The 20,260-nt window shown below is 33.0% G+C and carries 17 protein-coding genes; 3 read left to right on the top strand and 14 right to left on the bottom strand.

Going from position 1 to position 20,260, the window contains the following annotated elements; translation table 11 throughout:
* Window positions 1-94: 94 nt before the first annotated feature.
* Window positions 95-850: an SDR family NAD(P)-dependent oxidoreductase gene (locus FUA24_RS21360; protein WP_187388360.1), complete on the bottom strand. Its 756-nt coding sequence runs from the start codon at window positions 848-850 to the stop codon at window positions 95-97.
* A gap of 321 nt (window positions 851-1,171) precedes the next feature.
* Here FUA24_RS21360 and FUA24_RS21365 point away from each other — a divergent pair, with 321 nt between their 5' ends.
* Window positions 1,172-2,761: a hypothetical protein gene (locus tag FUA24_RS21365; RefSeq protein WP_148545115.1), complete on the top strand. Its 1,590-nt coding sequence runs from the start codon at window positions 1,172-1,174 to the stop codon at window positions 2,759-2,761.
* A 2-nt stretch (window positions 2,762-2,763) separates the two neighbouring features.
* Here FUA24_RS21365 and FUA24_RS21370 read toward each other — a convergent pair whose 3' ends face one another.
* The gene (locus FUA24_RS21370; RefSeq protein WP_148545116.1) at window positions 2,764-5,172 is read right to left on the bottom strand and encodes a glycoside hydrolase family 88 protein; all 2,409 of its coding nucleotides are present in this window, start codon (window positions 5,170-5,172) and stop codon (window positions 2,764-2,766) included.
* 149 nt (window positions 5,173-5,321) lie between these two features.
* Here FUA24_RS21370 and FUA24_RS21375 point away from each other — a divergent pair, with 149 nt between their 5' ends.
* Window positions 5,322-6,083: a 3-keto-disaccharide hydrolase gene (locus FUA24_RS21375; protein ID WP_148545117.1), complete on the top strand. Its 762-nt coding sequence runs from the start codon at window positions 5,322-5,324 to the stop codon at window positions 6,081-6,083.
* Between the two features lie 7 nt (window positions 6,084-6,090).
* Here the strand turns inward: FUA24_RS21375 and FUA24_RS21380 are convergent, their stop codons facing one another.
* The 3 genes from FUA24_RS21380 to FUA24_RS21390 form a co-directional block, all read right to left on the bottom strand.
* Window positions 6,091-7,557 (bottom strand): DUF389 domain-containing protein, encoded by a 1,467-nt coding sequence (locus FUA24_RS21380; RefSeq protein WP_148545118.1) that lies wholly within the window; start codon window positions 7,555-7,557, stop codon window positions 6,091-6,093.
* A gap of 79 nt (window positions 7,558-7,636) precedes the next feature.
* Window positions 7,637-8,710 carry a mannose-1-phosphate guanylyltransferase gene (locus FUA24_RS21385; RefSeq protein ID WP_148545119.1) on the bottom strand — a complete coding sequence of 358 codons (1,074 nt, stop codon included), beginning with the start codon at window positions 8,708-8,710 and terminating at the stop codon, window positions 7,637-7,639.
* Window positions 8,700-9,311, bottom strand: a complete 612-nt coding sequence (locus FUA24_RS21390; RefSeq protein WP_148545120.1) for a SprT-like domain-containing protein — start codon at window positions 9,309-9,311, stop codon at window positions 8,700-8,702. The genes FUA24_RS21385 and FUA24_RS21390 overlap by 11 nt, the downstream gene beginning before the upstream one ends.
* A 164-nt stretch (window positions 9,312-9,475) precedes the next feature.
* On the opposite strand from FUA24_RS21390, the gene FUA24_RS21395 reads away from it, so the two are divergent.
* Window positions 9,476-10,138 (top strand): hypothetical protein, encoded by a 663-nt coding sequence (locus FUA24_RS21395; RefSeq protein WP_148545121.1) that lies wholly within the window; start codon window positions 9,476-9,478, stop codon window positions 10,136-10,138.
* 139 nt (window positions 10,139-10,277) lie between these two features.
* On the opposite strand, the gene FUA24_RS21400 is transcribed toward FUA24_RS21395, so the two are convergent.
* The 9 genes from FUA24_RS21400 to dtd all read right to left on the bottom strand — a co-directional run bounded on the left by FUA24_RS21400 (window position 10,278) and on the right by dtd (window position 20,257).
* Window positions 10,278-11,255 carry a polyprenyl synthetase family protein gene (locus tag FUA24_RS21400; protein ID WP_148545686.1) on the bottom strand — a complete coding sequence of 326 codons (978 nt, stop codon included), beginning with the start codon at window positions 11,253-11,255 and terminating at the stop codon, window positions 10,278-10,280.
* Window positions 11,256-11,313: 58 nt separating this feature from the next.
* Window positions 11,314-11,682: a gamma-glutamylcyclotransferase family protein gene (locus FUA24_RS21405; RefSeq protein WP_148545122.1), complete on the bottom strand. Its 369-nt coding sequence runs from the start codon at window positions 11,680-11,682 to the stop codon at window positions 11,314-11,316.
* A gap of 1 nt (window position 11,683) precedes the next feature.
* Window positions 11,684-12,724, bottom strand: a complete 1,041-nt coding sequence (gene rlmN, locus FUA24_RS21410) for a 23S rRNA (adenine(2503)-C(2))-methyltransferase RlmN (protein ID WP_148545123.1) — start codon at window positions 12,722-12,724, stop codon at window positions 11,684-11,686.
* A 154-nt stretch (window positions 12,725-12,878) separates the two neighbouring features.
* Window positions 12,879-13,928, bottom strand: a complete 1,050-nt coding sequence (gene queA, locus FUA24_RS21415; RefSeq protein ID WP_148545124.1) for a tRNA preQ1(34) S-adenosylmethionine ribosyltransferase-isomerase QueA — start codon at window positions 13,926-13,928, stop codon at window positions 12,879-12,881.
* Window positions 13,929-14,055: 127 nt separating this feature from the next.
* Complete coding sequence (locus FUA24_RS21420; RefSeq protein WP_148545125.1) at window positions 14,056-15,279, bottom strand: 3-phosphoshikimate 1-carboxyvinyltransferase; 1,224 nt, start codon at window positions 15,277-15,279, stop codon at window positions 14,056-14,058.
* Window positions 15,280-15,399: 120 nt separating this feature from the next.
* Window positions 15,400-15,726 (bottom strand): nucleotide pyrophosphohydrolase, encoded by a 327-nt coding sequence (locus FUA24_RS21425; protein ID WP_148545126.1) that lies wholly within the window; start codon window positions 15,724-15,726, stop codon window positions 15,400-15,402.
* Window positions 15,726-17,684 (bottom strand): DUF3857 domain-containing protein, encoded by a 1,959-nt coding sequence (locus FUA24_RS21430; RefSeq protein ID WP_246147133.1) that lies wholly within the window; start codon window positions 17,682-17,684, stop codon window positions 15,726-15,728. The genes FUA24_RS21425 and FUA24_RS21430 overlap by 1 nt, the downstream gene beginning before the upstream one ends.
* A gap of 65 nt (window positions 17,685-17,749) precedes the next feature.
* Window positions 17,750-19,669 carry a DUF3857 domain-containing protein gene (locus tag FUA24_RS21435; protein WP_148545128.1) on the bottom strand — a complete coding sequence of 640 codons (1,920 nt, stop codon included), beginning with the start codon at window positions 19,667-19,669 and terminating at the stop codon, window positions 17,750-17,752.
* A 135-nt stretch (window positions 19,670-19,804) separates the two neighbouring features.
* A complete protein-coding gene (gene dtd / locus FUA24_RS21440) occupies window positions 19,805-20,257 on the bottom strand; it encodes a D-aminoacyl-tRNA deacylase (RefSeq protein WP_148545129.1) in 453 nt (150 codons plus the stop codon).
* Window positions 20,258-20,260 lie beyond the last annotated feature (3 nt).

Genomic DNA, 20,260 nt, shown 5'->3' on the forward strand with positions numbered 1-20,260 from the left:
GAATTTAAACCTTGAATAAAGGGTGTATAATTCCTGGATTTTTTATAAAAATCCTTTTTATTGTTGAATTTAAATGATTTAGGTCAGAGACTTGTTACCAAGGCATTACTTTTCCTTTATTGGTAATAAAGGTTCCGCTATTTTCCATGGTAAGATTTGAAACGGTGTTATACATAATTGGGATGGCCTCAGCAACCGATAATTTACCCCAAGGATTCATATCTGTCTTTACACCTCCCGGAGTTATAGATACTACAATTATATTACGATCTTTCCATCTTAAGGACAACTTCTTGGTTAGCATATTTACGCCAGCTTTACTTACGCCATAAGCATCAATTGTTCCAGCTTTTCTATGTGTCCCAATAGCTCCATGTCCAGATGATAATTGCACCAATCTTGCGCCTTCTTTAAGATAAGGCGAAATAGTTTGAGCAAAGAAAGCGGCACCCATTGTATTTACTTTATAGTTAGCTAAGAACGAATTTGAAGTCCATTTGCCAAAGTCCTCTTCTACTGTAACTCCCGCATTACTAATGGCAATATCAATTTTAATGTTGTTCTTTTTTAACATTTCCCCTAGTGCCTTATGATCTTCTTCACTAGTCACATCTAGCTTTTCTATGAATAATCTCTTTTTATATTTTTTCTTCAAAGCATTTAACTCCTCGGCTTTTTCCGGTTTTCTGGCGGTTGCAATAACAGTATAACCTTCATCTAAAAAATGCTTTACCCAACCAAGACCCATACCTCTATTGGATCCAGTTATTATAGCCGTTTTTTCTTCTTTCTTTATTTCTTCTTCAGATAGATTTCTATTAGAATTAGCGAATACCTCAAACGAGTTCATGTTTAATACAAAAACAAGACTAAGAAGCAATGATTTGTAGTTTTTTTTAAGCAGTGCGAACATTACGGTTTTATTTAATTAGTTGATATAAAATTTTATTTAGCAATTAAGCTGAAACAAATGTGCTTATTAATTCCGTGACAAACGAATATTCGATATATCTATACCATAGACAAAATTCTAAACCTTATAGAAATGATATAGACAAAATAAAAAACACACACCATAAACATTTAAATATCAGCAATTTATAAAAAACAACAAATTACACAGCTTTTGATTTCATAACATCTTTATGTATTTTTAAATTTTACCGATGTTATGAAACAATCGCAACTTCTTTTTGGTTTAACGCTTCTATGTACTTTTCTAATAATAGGACAAACAGATAGTCCTTTGATTGACATAACTAATTTAAAAGGTATTAATTCTGATAGTTTAATTGCTAAACACAAGGAAGTCCAACGTGTTAACTTAATAGAAGGCGACACTTTATCTGCTATAAAATCTTTAATTGAGTTATCTTCTATTTACTCTACTACTGGTAATTACCCCAAATCTTATGATGGTTATTGGGAGGCTCTCATATACTCTAATGCCATATCGGACAGCACGTACATAGCCAAAATTTATAGAAAACTAGGTACTTTATACAGTATTTTTAGAAGAGAAAAAAAGGCTGAACATTTCTATCAGTTATCATTAAAAACTACAAGAAAGTTTTTGAAACCCTCTAAAAAACAATACAAAAACCTTAATGACACATATTACATAATTGCCAGTCACAACAGAGAAAATGGGAATTATGGACTATCTGAAAAATATCTGGATAGCTGCAAACAAATGCACGCCAAATTGGATAAAACTGACTTTCCATTTGTTGAGGCAGAACAAGGTTATATCTACTACCATTTAACGCGATATGATGATGCCCTAAAAAAATTATTACCTAATGAATTGTTTTTCAAAGAGAAGTACCCTGAGTACCTCGTTATATTTTACTCTTTTTTAGGTGATATTTACTTTAAAAAGGAAGACTACTCTATTGGTGAATCTTACTATCTAAAGGCTTTAGAATACTCTAAAACTTATCAAAGTCACTCCAACTACGTGCCAGACCTCTATCAAAAATTGGGCGATCTTTATTTCAGTATAAATAAAAAAGATTTGGCCTATGAAAACCTACAACGTTCTAAAGAACTAATGGAAGCACTTTTTGGTGTTAGGAGTCAAAATAACAGTGATATATTAGAAATTAAGGACGCTTTTAGACTTGAAAATGAAAAACAAAAAGCAATATTAGAAACGGAAAAGCTTAACAAGTTAGAACAACAACAACAAACACTATTCTTCAGAAATGTAGCCTTAACCGTATCTATTCTTTCATTACTTCTAATTTCTGGTATAATTGTGTGGTATCTTCACAAAAGACGTACATCCGAAAAAAATGATTTCTTAAGTAGACAGAAACTTAGTAAAGAGAAAAACGCAGAGATTCTCGCATTAAAGAATCGTGAACTAACTAGTTCCGCTCTTCAACTTATACAGAAAGATCAGCTTATTCAGGAAATTAAAGACAGTTTAAAATCACTTAATAAAGACCATAATAAAGATGTAAAAGATATTCTCACCAAAATAAGAATTAATAAAAACTTTGATTGGACACAATTTAATGCGCGTTTTACATCAGTGAATAAGTTTTTTTACAAAACCTTATCTGATAAATTTCCCGAACTAACCAGAAAAGATCATAGATTATGTGCCTTGATAAAACTAAACTTCTCAAGCAAAGAGATTTCTCAACTCTTAGGAATTTCACCAGAAAGTGTAAACACCTCTAGATACAGACTTAGAAAAAAAATGAGACTATTAAAAGATGATGATCTTTATGAAACCATCGGCAAATTGTAACCTTAAGGTTTTTCTAATATAATTCCTTGCACATTGGAATCATAGTCTACAAAATTATACCATGGTCCATTTAACCAAAGTAGTACTTTATAGCCTTCATTAGCTACTACAATAGGCCTAATATTTCTATAATTGGAATTAGAAGTTATCGCTTTCCACTCAATAGTATCAATATTATCCGTTGCATTGATTGTTGCCTCATAAATTTCATGAACACCTCCTAAGTCCTTTCCAGTTGAAGGATCTACATCTGTTGAAATGTATACTTTACTAGGATTTTCAGGATCAAAAGCCATTAATCCAGTATAGCTACTTTCAACTTTGTATAAATATTTACCCGCATAGGCAATCTCCCTATCATTCCATTGTTTCCCATCCCAAGATGCTATTCTATATCTATGATCATCATCACTTAGGTATAAAGAATACCCAATATGAGGGTTGTTTTCAGAATCGGTTGCCATGGCACAAGTCCATGCACTATTGGGGACACTCTCGGTTACAATTGATTTCTGGAACGTATCACTTCCTTGATAAAGTTTTTCACCTTCAGATGTTCTTAAAGGTCCATCTTTTAAATCTTTAATTTTGGTTCCATCGGCTTTGTAAAAGGCTCCATTAGTATATTCAGCATAAAACAAATTGTTACCGTATTGACGTGGATGCCCATCTGTATAAGAAATACCTATTGTATTTTCGTCTACCTGAAAATAACGTGCGTATGGACGTTGATATCCTTTTATATCATTTGCGATAAAATGTGTTGACTCTTCCCAAGTATCGCCATGATTTTTTGATGTTACGAAAGACGGGTTAAACGTTTCTCCACTTCTAAAGAAATTATATAATTTATCTTCATTCTTCAAGTAGTATAAGTTCATGTAAGTTACACCATTTTTATGCGCGTACTCATGTTTCAGCTCCTTTGTTTCACCCCAGTTTAAATAATCATTTGAGGTAGACGTATTGTAGTAATGTATTTTCTCGGTGCCATGTTTAGCCCATACAGCTAAAACACTTTTATCTGGCTTAGCATATAAAGCAGGTACATTATGATCATCTCTTTGAAGTTTTTTATGTAATACCAGAGTACTATCATTTTTTTCAGATTTTAGATCGTAAACTCCCAAACGCACATCACCACTTTGTCCGCTTAAACCACCTATTAGTAATTTACCGTTACTAATAATAGCTCTTGGATCTTGGTACCAGCACCAACCTCCATCTGTCATAAAGGTCTTATATTGCGTATCTCTTGCTAAAGGATGGTATTTATTTAGGTAAGCATACATTTCTGATCCTGCCGCCAAAAAAGCACCAATACCATATACTTCTGTATAATCTTTAAAACTCTCCCCTGGCGCTGCACCAATAGGTTGTACGTATCCAAGCATTCCGTCTTCATTAACACACTTTGCTAGAGCATTCCAAGCTTTAAATAAAATCGGTTCATAAATCTCTCTATCTAGCAAACCATTGTTTATTCCCCAAGCTATTCCAAACGTAAAGAATGAAGTTCCACTAGTTTCAACATTTTCATAAACATCTAAACCTCCTAATAAACCAGCAGACCAAGTGCCATCTTCGCGCTGGGTTTTCACCAAAGTTTCTGCTATTTTTTTAAAAGTATCTTCATAAAATTGCTTTCCTTCCCAGTCTTTGGGTAAATCGGGAATCATTAGAGCTAAACCACCAAAAACCCAACCATTTCCACGTGACCAAAATATCTTGTTTCCATTCTTTTCCCTTTTATCGAAATAGGATTTATCCCTAAAAAATAATTGTTCTTCGGCATCCCAAAGCTCGTCATACGTTTTATGATACTGCATATCCATATATTCTAAATATGTACTATCCTTGGTTACTTTAGCTAGTCTAACCCAAACAGGAGGTGCCATAAATAAAGCATCACACCAATCCCAATGGTAATCATTAGCCTTATCACTCTTCATTATAGAATCAAATTGTTTTTTTAAAGGTTCAATTTTTGCAATTCTTCTTAATCTTGGGTTTGTACGTAAGCTCAAATATAATTGTCCTACTGCATGGTCGTCTGCATGATATAGGCGTTTATATAACTGCCATTTGTTTCTATCCCCTACTTCTATTAACCAATTAATATAATCTGGATAGTTTGAGACTTTCGTTAATTCGAACATACCAGAATATAATGCTGCATTGGTCCAGTCTAATTCATGGTGCTTATTCCTATTATGCCATTTTTTTCTATTTTCTGGACTTGGAAGTGCTCTATACTTTCCCATTTCTTCAAAAGTCTTTATTTGCCAGTTAGCAACTTTTTCGGTGATTTTCAATACATCTTTAGGATTTGGGATTGTAGGCTCTTCAGCTTTCTTTTCGCAATTAAAGAAAAATGCAATAGCTAATAAACCAAGAATAATCTGTTTCATGAAGTCGTTTAGTTTAGTCAATAGTTAAAAATACAATCGATTGTATTTTTCAAAAATAAAAATATAGATTTAAATTTAAAACTTCTTTTAGCTTTAATTCTACTAAAGGTTCTATTTTAGAAGTCTAGTTTTCTAAAATTGTTAGTTCCATGTACAACAATACCAATATTAATTTAATTTCTGTTTTATGCATACTAACCATTTGCACAATTGGTGCCCAGGAAAAACTTCCGTTACTACCAAATGGTTGGCATGTACACGATACCAATAGACCATTACCTAAAAAAATAACACCCGCTGAAACTCATTTGGGTGCACCTTCTGATGCTATAGTTTTATTTAATGGTGAAAATTTCGATCAATGGACAACTAAAAATAGAGATTCCATTACTTGGAAACTTTCAAATGGTTTTATGCAAGTAACACCTAGAAGTGGCAGTATATACACTAAGCAATCCTTTGGAGATATTCAGTTGCATATAGAATGGTTTGTTCCAGAGGAACCCACTAAGCAAAGCCAAAAAAAGGGCATAAGTGGTATTTTCTTAATGGGCATTTATAAACTTCAAGTGATTGATGCTGAAGAAAACCAAGAATATGCCGATGGTACCGTAGGTGCTATCTATGGACAAACCCCTGCTTTAGTTAACGCAGCAAAAGCATCTGGCAAATGGCAAAGCTATGACGTCATATTTACCGCCCCTGTATTTAAAAATGAAACCTTAGTTTCGCCTGCTTATATTACCGTATTTCTTAATGGAGTTTTAATTCAGAATCACACAGAAATCTATGGCCCAGCGGCTTATAAAACCACTATTCCATACAAAGCACACCCAGAAAAATTGCCTTTAATGTTACAAGATCATGGTCAGCCAGTTCGTTTTAGGAATATATGGGTAAGAGCGCTGTAACAACAACTTAATTCACTCTTCTCACTACTAAAGAATCTAAATCAAACTTTTGCTTGAACCATTTTTCAAGCTTATCTCTTTCTAGTTTACGCGTATCCTCTTTTGTTAATGAATCTACCCATTTTACATGAAATACTGAAATGGTATCCATCTTTTTAAAGTTTGAGGAGATAACATTAGAAAACGAAATATTTTCAACAGTTTCATAATTTATCTTCACCTCTTCGGCTAGTTCTTCAAAGGGAATATTATTTTTCTCTAATCTTGAAAGTTGTCTTACTTTATCTTCTAAGAAATTAATTTTTTGTGTTTGTGATAATAAGTCTAACGAATCTCTAGTTCTTAATTCTTCCATATACTCCAAGTTATTTATATGTCGATTTTTAACTTGGTTTATATACAACTTCGTCTCACTTAAAGCGCTATAATTCAATAATCTTTGTTGTAAAATTTCTTTAGTAGATTCCGGTATTTCATCGGTACCGAAAGGAATTAATTCAATGATAGATTCACCATCTGGGTTATAAGTATAAGATGCATTTTTCTCAATGTAATTAGCATTAGGTAGGGTTTGTAATTCTGTTTTAATATAAGCTTTCGCGTCACTTTCAAACCTACTTTCTTTTAACACACTAATAAACGTCCATATTGCAGGTGCCATTACTAAAATTGCCAACAACGACGCTATTCTACCAATACGTTTTCTCTTTTGAGAATTGGCGTATTTAAGCATCGGAAAACGCAATAATTTCAACACTAAAAATGTAGCTAATGCTATAAAAATGGTATTAATGGTGAATAAATACATGGCGCCTAGGAAATAATCCATATTTCCTTTAGCCAATCCGTATCCAGCCGTACATAATGGCGGCATTAAGGCTGTTGCAATAGCTACACCAAAAATAACCGAAGCTATAGTTCCTTTTTTAGTACGCGCAATAATAAGTGCCAAACCACCAAAAAACGCAATCAAAACATCACGAATATCAGGTTGTGTTCTGGCAAAAAGCTCTGAGGTTTCTTCACTTAGCGGAAAAGACCAAAAGAAAAGAAATGCTGTTAATAAACTCAAAACAATCATGGTTGCCAAGTTTATTAATGAACGTCTTAAGGTATCTACATCGTTAATGGCAATAGATAATCCGACGCCTAAAATTGGTCCCATTAGTGGCGAAATTAACATGGCCCCAATTACTACTGCAGTGGAATCGGCATTTAATCCAACCGAAGCTATGAAAATAGAACAAATGAGAATCCATGCTGTGGCACCTTTAAAAGGAATATCTCCTTTTATGGCCTCTATGGTTGCATCTCTATCGGTATCTTCTCTAAAGGCCAGCAATTCACTTAAAAACTGTTTTATACTTTGAAATAAGCCTTGGGCATCTTTCTTAACAGCTTCTTTACTTTGAGCTACGGCCTCGTCCTTTTTGGTAGATTCGTCTTCAGTGAAATTAAACTTACTTTCTTCCATTGATGAATTTTTGGTTAACTAGAGTACACCAATATAGACAATATTTTTATGAAAAAGTTACATTTTACAGCACCAAGAACTAGTTGGCACCATATTTATCTTTAATTCTCTTCTGAAGTTGTTTTATGTCCTGCTCTTTCCCCTTTGGATAAATTAATAAGGTTTTATCATGATCTACAATGATATAATCATTTAAACCATCTATAACCACAAGCTTATCTTTAGGAGCTCTAACAATATTACCTTCTGCATTTTCTGCAAGGCTCTTGGCATTTAAAATGGCATTACTATGAGTATCTTTATCTAGTTTATCATATAAACTTCCCCAGGTACCGAGATCATTCCAATCAAATTCTGCAGCTATTACAAATACATTATTAGACTTTTCCATTAAGGCATAGTCCACAGAAATATTTTCGGCTTTAGGATAATTCTCTTTTATGAAGTCGGCCTCTGTATCGGTATTGTAGGCTTCAATTCCGGATTCAAAAAGTTTGTACAATTCTGGTTGATTATTTTGAAACGCCTTTATTACAGATTTTGTACTCCACATAAAAATACCAGCATTCCAAAGGAAATTACCTTGAGCTAGAAATTCTTTAGCCGTTTCGTAATCTGGCTTTTCCCTAAACTGATTTACGGATTTAATTTCTTCAGAAGCTTCTTTATTGAATTCAATATATCCATAACCTGTATTAGGGAATGTTGGTTGAATACCTAAAGTCATAAGGGCATCATTTTCCTCACAATAATCAAATGCGGATTGTACATTTTTACTAAATGCAGCTTCATCTTCAATCCAGTGATCACTTGGTGCCACTATCATAACTGCGTCAGGATTCTCCTTTTGAATTTTTAAAGACGCATATAAAATACAAGGTGCTGTATTACGCATTGCAGGCTCTAAAACTACCTGACGTTGTTCTACTTCTGGTAATTGTTCTAAAACCAAATCATTATAACGTTCATTGGTTAAAATGAATATATTTTCTTTAGGGATTAAATGTGATAACCTTTGAAATGTTTTTTGAATTAGGGTATCGCCAGTACCTAACATGTCATGAAATTGCTTAGGGAATTCTTGGGTGCTTACTGGCCAAAATCTTGAGCCTACACCTCCTGCCATTAAAATGGCGTAATAATTACTGTTCATGGTTGGTTGTTAAAAGTTCAACTTCTGCGTTGGGGTTAAATAAATACAATTTTCCTGTTTTAAGCTCTATACATTCAAAACGCTTTACTCTCTTTTTGCCTCTTTTAAATATTCTGCCATTGTAAAGCTTAAAATCACTGCCTAAAGGTACATCAAAAATGTAAGTTTTATCGTTTGGTTCATCAAATTGTTTTAATGCTAAAGCTAAATTTACATCGGTATCACTACTTGCTTTAGGGTTTTTAAAGTGTTTTGCTAATAAGGGTAACAAGTCTTTTGGAAATACCTCGGGATTTAAAAATGGTAACATTAAATGCTGAAACGTACGTTTCCACTCTATGCCATGAGGTTTTATAAACTTACCATAAGCTTTGTAAGCTTCAAAATGAGCAATTTCATGTATAAGCGTAATTAAAAAGCGGTACTCGTTTAAGTTGGCATTAACAGTTATTTGATGTTTGCCGTTGGGTAAGCGCATATAATCACCATGACGCGTTTTACGTTCTTTTTTGATCTTTACCACTAAATTATCATGCTGTAAAAGACTTAAAACACGGGCTAAAGCAGACTGAGGGATGTATTCTTTTATTTGGGTTTGCATTGGAGTAAAAATACTAGAAATATTTGAAGAATAGGCACTTGAATTTGTGAGAAAAATTAGCTAACTTCGTTTAACAATCGATAAAGTTCCGTTCAGTGCTGAACGGAACTTTATCTTTGCATTACCTTTAATTTCCAAAACTGCATGGATAAAAAAATAAATTAATGTTCAAACCTGAAAACATTGCTAAATTAATTCCAGTTGGTGGTATCTTTATAATATTATGTAGTTCAATAAAATTAATTATTTACTACAGCATGTTTAACATAAAGATTATAGAATATTTAACGATACAAGAATATGCTTCACTATTTATGGAAGACATAATTTTTTACTTATTAATTATTGGTTTCGGAGTTCTTTATCATCGATTTACTGTTAAATCATTTATAAAAAAAAGTGGGAAATGGCCAATAATCATTGGTATAGCTATAGGAATAACTATTAATTTAATTTTCTTTTTAACTTCAGAAACTATTTATAACCGAATTTCCAACTTAACAGTCGTAATTTATATACTCGTGTTACTAATATTTTATCTTCGACAATTAAAAAACAAGGAATTAAACCCTACCAATTATTTAGTTTCAGTTGCTATAATTTTCTCAATTTCAAATGGCTTCTCATTAGGCTATTCCGTTTTAGAAAGAGACAGTATTGTAGATTACAAATTTCATTTTACAGATTATTCAATTAATACTTCAGAAAAATATCGTTATTTAGGTAAAACTGAAAAGTATTTTTTCTTTTATGACTTATCTAATAAACAAGCTCGTATAGTTAATAATGAAAACTTGTTAGATATTAATGTTCTTGAAAAAAACTAAAGGTAACATTGTATAAAAAAATTGCTATTTTGTGCTTAACCAATAAAGTTGCTTTGTTTGCTAGCTTCTGATTTTCCTTCGGAAAATCCTCGCACACTAACACGCAACATTCCATATACGTAACCGTTAAACGAAACTCTTATTTCTTCCTATCAATCACATAATTAACCATTAACTCCAAAGAACTTTTAAACTCAGAATCTGGATAATCATTAAGAATAGTTAGTGCTTCTTCTTGGAAAGCCTTCATTTTAGTAATGGCATATTCTAATCCGCCGTTGTTTTTCACAAAAGCAATCACTTCTTTTACGCGTTTGGTATCTTTATTATGATTTTTAACAGAGTTAATAAGCCAACGTTTGTCTTTTTTATCCGCATTATTAAGGGCATAAATTAAGGGCAATGTCATTTTTTGCTCCTTGATATCTATACCTGTAGGTTTACCGATGGCTGTATCACCATAGTCAAATAAATCATCTTTAATTTGAAATGCCATACCAATAAGTTCACCAAACTTTCGCATTTTCTCCACATGCTCAGAATCTGGTTTTACAGAAGCCGCACCTAAACTACAACAAGCAGCTATTAAAGTTGCAGTTTTTTGACGAATGATTTCATAATACACCTCCTCAGTAATATCCAGCTTTCTGGCTTTTTCAATTTGCAACAACTCACCTTCACTCATTTCACGTACTGCTACAGAAATGATTTTAAGCAAATCAAAATCATTATTATCAATAGAAAGCAACAGACCTTTTGAAAGTAGAAAATCACCAATTAAAACGGCTATTTTGTTTTTCCAAAGGGCATTTACCGAGAAGAATCCGCGGCGGCGATTACTATCGTCTACAACATCATCGTGCACTAATGTAGCAGTGTGTATCAATTCAATTACAGAAGCACCTCTGTAGGTACGTTCTCTAACCTCTCCTCCAGATACCATTTTAGCTACTAAAAACACAAACATAGGACGCATTTGTTTTCCTTTTCGGTTAACTATATAATGCGTAATTCGGTTTAAAAGCGCTACTTTACTAGACATTGACAATTGGAACTTTTGTTCAAAAAGATCCATTTCAAATGCAATGGGCTGCTTTATTTGCTCAACTACCTTCACCATGTTGTTTTAAGAGATTTCAAAGATAGTACAATTGATTCAGCTAAGCGCATTTACCCTACCATTTTCCCGAACTTATCTCAGAATATTTAGCGATATCTACAACAGAAGTATTCAAGATATAGATATAAACTGGTTTGTTCTCAATTGTTATGAGCTCTTTGTGGTAAAGATTATTTTTTCCATGAGGTTGATACCCCTCAAGCAGGTCTATTTGTCCTTCAACTTCTTGAGAAGAAACTTTATAGATTTCACCATGGATAGCCGTTGTTCCATTTTTAACAACTCCAGGAAACGAACCTAAATCTAACAAGCTATATTCTGGCTTAGTGGTAAAATCTCCAACCTTTAATGAACCTCCTAATAAATGGTGATTACGATGACCATTCTTTAGTGTGCCGTAAACAAAATAGTAGTTGGTATGCATTTTAGCTTTTGTTGGCTAATTGTCCGCAAGCCGCATCAATATCTTTTCCACGGCTTCTTCTAACCGTAACAGTTATGTTATTAGCTTCAAGTACTTTTTGATACATATCTAAAGCCTCTGGATTGGCTTGTTGAAATTCACCATCATCAATAGGATTATATTCTATAAGATTCACCTTGCTCGGAGCAAATTTGCAGAACTTCACTAGGGCGTCAACATCCTTTCGCTTATCATTTATACCGCGCCAAACTACATACTCATATGTAATTCTATTTTTAGTTTTGGCATACCAATATTCTAAAGCTTCTCTTAAATCTTTTAAAGGAAAGTTTTCATTAAAAGGCATTATTGAAGACCTAACCTCGTCTATAGCTGAATGCAAAGACACTGCTAATTTGAATTTTACACCATCGTCTGCCATTTTTTTAATCATTTTTGGCACACCTGATGTAGACACAACAATACGTTTTGGTGACATGGCTAAACCTTCTGGTGAGGTAATTTTATCAATGGCTTTTAAGACATTATTGTAGTTCATTAGCGGTTCTCCCATACCCATAAATACAATATTGCTTAATGGTCTATTATAGTAAAGTTTACTTTCTTTATCTATTGCCACTACTTGGTCATAAATCTCATCTGGATTTAGATTGCGCATACGTTTTAAACGTGCTGTAGCGCAAAATTTACAATCTAAACTACAACCTACCTGACTAGACACACAGGCCGTGGTTCTGGTATCTGTTGGGATTAAAACCGACTCTACTATTAATCCATCATGCAATCGTACTGCGTTTTTAACAGTGCCATCACTACTGCGTTGCATGGTATCTACCTCAACATGGTTGATTACAAAATTATCTTCCAGCATTTGACGTGTGGCCTTAGATATGTTCGTCATATCTTCAAAGGTATGTGCCGACTTTTGCCACAACCATTCATATACCTGATTACCGCGAAATGCTTTATCGCCTTCTTTCACAAAAAAGTCTCTAAGTTGCTCTTTTGATAACGCTCTTATGTCTTTTTTATCTGATGCCATAGATTTTGCAAAAGTAATGAAAGGAAATTCTATTTAAGGTTTTTGATATGCGAATTATGATTCGAATCTAATACTGTTGATTTATAGCTTTGGCTACACTCCTAATAAAAAAGCCCCGACAATCGAGGCTTTAGTTTTATTTTTCTTTAGTGTGTTATATGATCAACATAGCATCACCATAACTGTAGAATTTGTATTTTTCTTTTACAGCTTCTTCATAAGCACGCATAATGAAATCATGACCTGCGAAAGCAGAAACCATCATTAATAATGTTGATTTTGGTGTATGGAAATTAGTAATCATGCAATCGGCTATACTAAAATCGTATGGAGGGAAAATGAACTTATTAGTCCAACCATCCATTTCGTTTAGCAATCCGTTTGAAGATACCGAACTTTCAATAGTTCTCATAGCAGTAGTTCCAACGGCACATACACGTTTCTTGTTTTTGATAGCTGTATTTACAGTATTGGCAGCAGCCTCATCTATCACTATTTCTTCACTATCCATTTTATGTTTAGATAAATCTTCTACCTCAACTGGGTTAAAAGTTCCTAAACCTACATGTAATGTTACCTCGGCGAAATTAACACCTTTAATCTCTAAACGTTTTAATAAGTGTTTTGAGAAGTGAAGTCCTGCTGTTGGAGCAGCTACCGCACCTTCATTCTTCGCATAAATAGTTTGGTAACGGTCTTCGTCTTCTGGCTCAACATCTCTCTTAATGTACTTTGGTAATGGTGTTTCTCCTAATTCCTGTAATTTTCTGCGGAATTCTGAGTAAGACCCATCATATAAAAAACGAAGTGTTCTACCTCTTGAAGTGGTGTTATCTATTACCTCAGCCACTAAGGTATCATCATCACCAAAATACAATTTATTACCGATTCTAATTTTTCTAGCTGGATCTACTAAAACATCCCAAAGACGTTGCTCCTCATTTAATTCTCTTAATAAGAACACTTCAATTCTAGCACCTGTCTTTTCTTTGTTTCCATATAATCTTGCTGGAAATACTTTGGTATTGTTTAGAATTAATACGTCATCTTCATCAAAATAATCTATAATATCTTTAAACAGTTTGTGCTCAATAGTTTGTTCTTTTCTATTCAAAACCATTAAACGTGCTTCATCTCTGTTTTCAGAAGGGTATTCTGCTAAAAGTTCGTTAGGTAAATCAAAACCGAAGTTAGATAATTTCATGTACTCTTGTTTTAGTTAAATAGTAGTTTTTGGTGATACAAGTGCTTAACTAGTTAGCACTTAAATTTTTCACAAGGTTGCAAATATACAATCTGTGAATAGGGGTTGTCAAGTATTTAATGAAATATTATTCAGATATTTTAAAACCAATAGCTTTTAGGTCTTCCCAAAAGGTTGGGTAAGACTTGGAGACTACCATGGCATCTTCAATAACCACAGGAGCTCTTAATGCTATTGGAGCAAAAGCCATAGCCATTCTATGATCATTATAAGTGGCTATAGATACCATTTCATTTATACTATCTGATGGTTTTAAGTATAATGATTTATCTGTAATTTCAACATCGCCACCAAGTTTTTCAATCTCCGTTTTTAAAGCCACTAACCTATCGGTTTCTTTAATCTTTAAAGTATGAAGCCCTGTTAAATCACAGGAAATACCCATAGCAAAACAGGTTACCGCAATGGTTTGGGCAATATCTGGAGCGTTCTTTAAATCTAACTCTAAAGGCGCAACATTTAACCTTACTTTTTTAAGTGTTACTGCGTTTTCACCGAAAGTAACCTCTACTCCGAAATGCTTATAAATATCAACCAAAACAGAATCGCCCTGCAATGATGCTTCTTTGTATGAAGACAGCGTAATTTCTGTTCCTATATGACTTAATGCCACAATACTAAAATAATACGAAGCTGAAGACCAATCTGACTCAACAACCAAAGTTTTTGCTTCTTGAACATTGTTTGATGGTTTCACAGTAATTACATTCTCGTCAAAAGATGTTTCAACACCTATTTGATCTAGTAGACTCAAAGTCATTTTAATATAAGGCACTGAAGTTATTTCTCCTTCTAAAGTTAGTTCTAAACCATTTTCCAGTTTAGAAGCTATTAATAATAGTGCTGATATATACTGACTACTTACATTTGCTGCCAAAGACACTTTATTCTTTGTTAATTTTTTACCTTTAATCTGTAAGGGTGGAAAACCTTCATTTTCAGCATAAGTTATGTCCGCTCCTAGGGCTTGCAAGGCTTCAACCAATATTTTAATTGGACGCTCTTTCATGCGTTTTGAGCCGGTAAGTGTAACTTCACGCCCTTCTTGAGTTGAAAAGAACGCTGTTAAAAAACGCATTGCGGTTCCAGCGTGATGAATATCAACAACATCAGCATCTGTAACCAGTGCATTTGTCATTAAATTACTATCATCTGAATTTGATACGTTTTCTAAATTAAAAACCGGGTATAAAGCTTTTAAAAGAAGTAACCTGTTAGATTCACTTTTAGAACCTGTTATTTTTACTGAAGATGTTTTAAGAACTTCAGATTTTTGAAGCGTAATTTGCATACCTATAGACTGTTGTTATAAACAAGCTGCGAATTTACTCGATAATAAAGAGTAATACTATAAATCTTAATGATTTTTTTAAGCATCAAACTAAATTATATCGGCAATTTTAGAAAAAATTTATTTCAATTTTTCATTATTATGATGTCTATCGTGGTCTCTTTTAGCTTTCTTATCCATTCGTTTATCAAAAGCAGCTTGTAAATCGGTTCCTGTTTGATTTGCCAAACATAATAATACGAATAATACGTCTGCTAGTTCTTCTCCTAAATCTTTGTCTTTATCGCTCTCTTTTTCACTTTGTTCTCCATATCTACGAGCAATAATTCTGGCTACTTCTCCCACCTCTTCGGTAAGTTGTGCCATGTTAGTTAACTCATTAAAATAACGTACTCCGTGTTCTTTTATCCAATTATCTACTTCTAATTGAGCGTTTTTAATATCCATTATGCTTTTGTTAAAACTATTTGTTCTGTTTCTTTCCGGATAAATGTATTAAAATATTCTTTTAACGCCTCATAGTGGGATGGTAAGATTATAGCTTGATTAATATTGGAAACTACAGATAGTTGAATGGTATTGCCCTTACCCATAACTTTAAACTGATAGGATCCCATATTATCTGGCAAACCAAGGGCAATAGATTCTGGGAGACTTTCTATTTTATATCCCTCAGGAATATTGATAATCATTCTATAAGTACTGGTATAAGGATACCCAAAGTCAACAGGAAACTCTCTGTTTTCCAATTTAAACGGGTTTTCGCTAGTTCTCAAATAAAATAAAGGAGAGAAATAAATTTTATCTCCTATAATATCTGCTTGACTCTCCTTAACAAATTTATAGGATTCTATAATTGGTTTTATTAATTCCTTTTGGTTTTTAACATCATAGTCTGAAATTTCAATACCATCATATTTATTTTCTAATTTCTCTAAATAATCATCTTTATCGGCTCCACCGTATCTGCTTCTAAAGGTAAGTGCACTATGGTTTGTTTTTACGCTTCTATAACTTCCGCTTAAACCGCCTTCATCATCTAATTTAGCCATCATGGTAACAGCATTTTTTGATTTGGTCTTAGGATACAAATCAATAAGTCCAGAACCTCCATTTTCTGCCACAATTCTACCCTGCCAATTCAGAGCTCTAAATGGCAACACATTAGGAACAGAATATTTATTAGTTGCATCTAATAACATTTCAGTACCATCTTCTAATCTAACCCAGGTAACAACGTAATTAAAACCTTCTCTGGTAGGAAATAGGGAAATACCATGCCTTCTTGTGCTTACCAATACTGGATTAGCATTTAAGCCAGCATAACGTAACATTGCCGTGAGCATTAGGTTAATATCTCCTACATTACCTACGTGGTCTTTATAGGCTTTTTTAACACCGTCTCCAGAATAAAACCCATAATAATCATTCCATTTAACATTAGATTTAACGTGATTAAATATTAATTCAATTCGTTTTCTTGGATCGGAAATAGCACCAATTAAAGCATCAATATCGCTTTTAAAATAGGCCGTTTTTTTAAGTTCTTCTCCAAAACTTGAACTTTTATATACACGTTTTACTACATCTTCCCAAGTGGTTGAATACGTTTCCATTCCCGAATTAGGAAATTTTGTAAATGATAGTTCATATTTAATGGCGGAACGATAATTATTTATATTATTAACATAAGGTTCGTTTTTTAGCGCAGGAACATTTTCTAAATTGTATCTACTAATGGTATTTGTAAATTCAACTTCTGAAGTACTATATGTTGTTCTTGTTGGGGCTGCATATCCTCCGCCAGATCTAGATTTGTTCGTAAATGTAATAGAACCACGTTTGGTTTCTATTTGTGGAACTACAGACAAAAACCCTTTAGTATTAACCTTAAAATTATAATATTCGGGAACTGAAAAACTTGATTCCAACTTCTTTATTGGTATATCATGTTGAAAAACAAACTCATCAACATTACTTGTGTAAGGCGAAGTGATTAGATATTTATATTCTATAACTGAACCCGGCTTGATATTAGGCATTGTAAACTTAACTTGGTTTGAATACTTATTATCCTTTGATTCAAAAACATCATTCTTTGCTAACTTAACTTCTACTATTTTACCATTTTCAAGATTATAGGTGTACGCCTTAATAGTTCCAACTTTTTCTTCATTACCTCCAGTACTTTTATAAAGCCTTATCTTTTTAGTAGCATAATTAAACCCCTCCTGATTATAAATTTTTATACGTTCATGTATTTCGGTCTTAAGTTCAAATCCACTATTTGTATTATACTCAAAATAGCTTCTTCTGTACTTGTAAAGGTAGGCTGCTGTGGCATTGGAATCAATGGCGCAAACTTTTTCTTCTAGTTCTTCTTTTGATATTTTCCCAAATTTCAAATTTTGGGAAAAGCAATTTAAAGTTATACAATAACAAAGTATTAAAGTTACTATTCTCATTTAGTTTATTTTTTAATTAAGGCTATTTTGGCATTATCTTTTTTTGAAACTTCTTTATAAAAATCTCTGAAAGAGGTATAATCTTCTTTGGGGAAATCACCATCTCTAACAATGAATTCTCTTTTATAAATGATGGTATTTTCATCTTTCGGAGTAATAGTCATCTTATAGCTTCCAAACTTATTTTCTATTACAACATCTTTAGGTTGCGATTCAATTTTGTAATTGGTTGGTAGTTTAATTTCCACTTCATCAACATCCTTAAAACCTCTTTTTATTTGAAGAGGCAAGTGTCTGGTTCTGTATCTGTTTGGAATATCAATATCTCTGTTAAGAACATTTACAGCAACCAGCATTCTTTCTCCTATAAGTTTAGAGTAACTAGATGTGTTAAATTTTAGGCTTTCAACAAATTCAATAGCATCTTTGTTATTAGTAACATCTATTTCATTTAAGCTTAATCCATTAATGTATTTCCATCGCTTCTTATAATGTGTATCAAGATCTCTTTGAGTCTCAGTTTCTAACCAAAACTTATTATCGTACTGAATTCCTTCTGAGACCACCTTAACTTCTGTTTTTAAACCACCGTCATTTCCTATTTCACATGTAGCTGTAATGGTTTGAAGGCTTTCATCTTCCTCATATTTTTTAGTATGAAGAATTTTACCACCCTCTGGAGTTATGACTAGTACATCACGATCATCTGTAAAATCACCTATAAACCCAAAAGGCAATTTTTGACTAGTACACTCTAACCAGATATCTTCTGAATTTTCTTGAGGAATATTAAGTATTACATGATTTGTCTGTCCTCCAAAAGACACAAAATCCTTATCTACATCTAACCTGTTATAAGGTGAAGCATAGAGCCTTGTGTAATACGACTTAACACCAACAACATCTAACAAAGACTTGGTATAATTTGTAAGACCTTTACAATCACCATATTTTACTCTATCTACATTGGATGCCGAAATGGGCTGCATACCTCCCACACCAACTTGTACACTTATATACCTTGTATTATCCTGAACATATTGATATACTTTTCTAGCCTTTTCTAAATCACTATCATCTTCGTTTATTAGGCTTTTTATTTCACTTATTGTTGCGGCAGGAAGCGCCGTTCTTCCTTTTAATAAATTATCATTAAACCATTTCCCCATAGATTCCCAATCATTAACTTTTGCTTTTACACCTTCATAATTAAAATCATTGGATGCAAAAAGCACTCTTGGGATAATACTTCTAAAAGGAGGGCTATAACTTTCTGGCTTAAAAGCTTCTACATTAGACAATGTATAGGTAATATTTCCATCACTATTTTTAGCATCAATATCTAAACCTTTAATACACTGTTCTTTTTTTCTAATTGTAAAGTTTTCAGGATAGCTAATAGTGTACTTACTTTTTTCAATGCTTAAAAAATAATTTTCAACAGGACTAAATGAAGGAATGAATGCGGTATTACTAGTGTTCACTACAGAAGTAAATTCTAAGGTATAAGGATATTTAATTGGTGTGTATTCTAAATAAATATTTCTGGCATCAGAATACAACGTTCCACCACTAACTGCACTGACATCTTTAAAATCGTTTTTCTTAAATTTCTTAATAACAGTGCCAAAATCATTATACATGATGGCTTTTACCTCTTTTACTTTTACGTTATTATCATAGTAAACAGCGGAGTTAACACTTCTATCCCCCTTTTTATTGAACACAGTTATAATCTGTTTATTAGTAATAACCATGTTGTCTATAGACTTTATCTCCACATTGGTTTCACTTAGCCTAACAACTGCATTTGCATTTTGTTTTAAATTATCATCAATAGTTAAACTAGAATAAAAATTGTTTTGAGAGAGGCCAACAAACGAAGTGAATAGAAGTAATAAAACGGCGGTACATGTTTTATGCATAAAAAACGTTTTCTTAAATAATCAAATATAATTTCTTGTTTCCTTAGGGAATATGAGAAAAATCATCTATTGGGTAATTCCCAAAAGCATAAGTGTGGGGTAAATTACGGAAGTAAAAAATAACAGAGTTAGGGATTACCCTTTGTTTTTTGAGTCTATTATTATAGTTACAGGACCATCATTAAGCAAAGACACTTTCATATCTGCACCAAATTGCCCAGTCTGAACTGGTTTACCCAAATCCATTTCTAGCTGCTTTACAAAAGACTCATATAATGGAATAGCTATGTCTGGTTTGGCTGCCTTAATGTAACTAGGCCTATTTCCTTTTTTGGTAAGTGCATGAAGTGTAAATTGACTTACCACAATAATATCGCCATCAACATCGCGTATAGACTTATTCATAACATTATTTTCATCTCCAAAAACCCGAAGATTTACGGCTTTATTAGTAAGCCATTTTATATCTTCATTCCCATCATCATCTGTAATACCGAGAAGAATAAGGAGCCCGCTTTTAATACTGGCTACTTGCTCTCTTTCAATTGTTACACTAGCTTCAGAAACTCTTTGAATTACAATTTTCATTGA

The sequence above is a fragment of the Seonamhaeicola marinus genome (genome assembly GCF_008085455.1).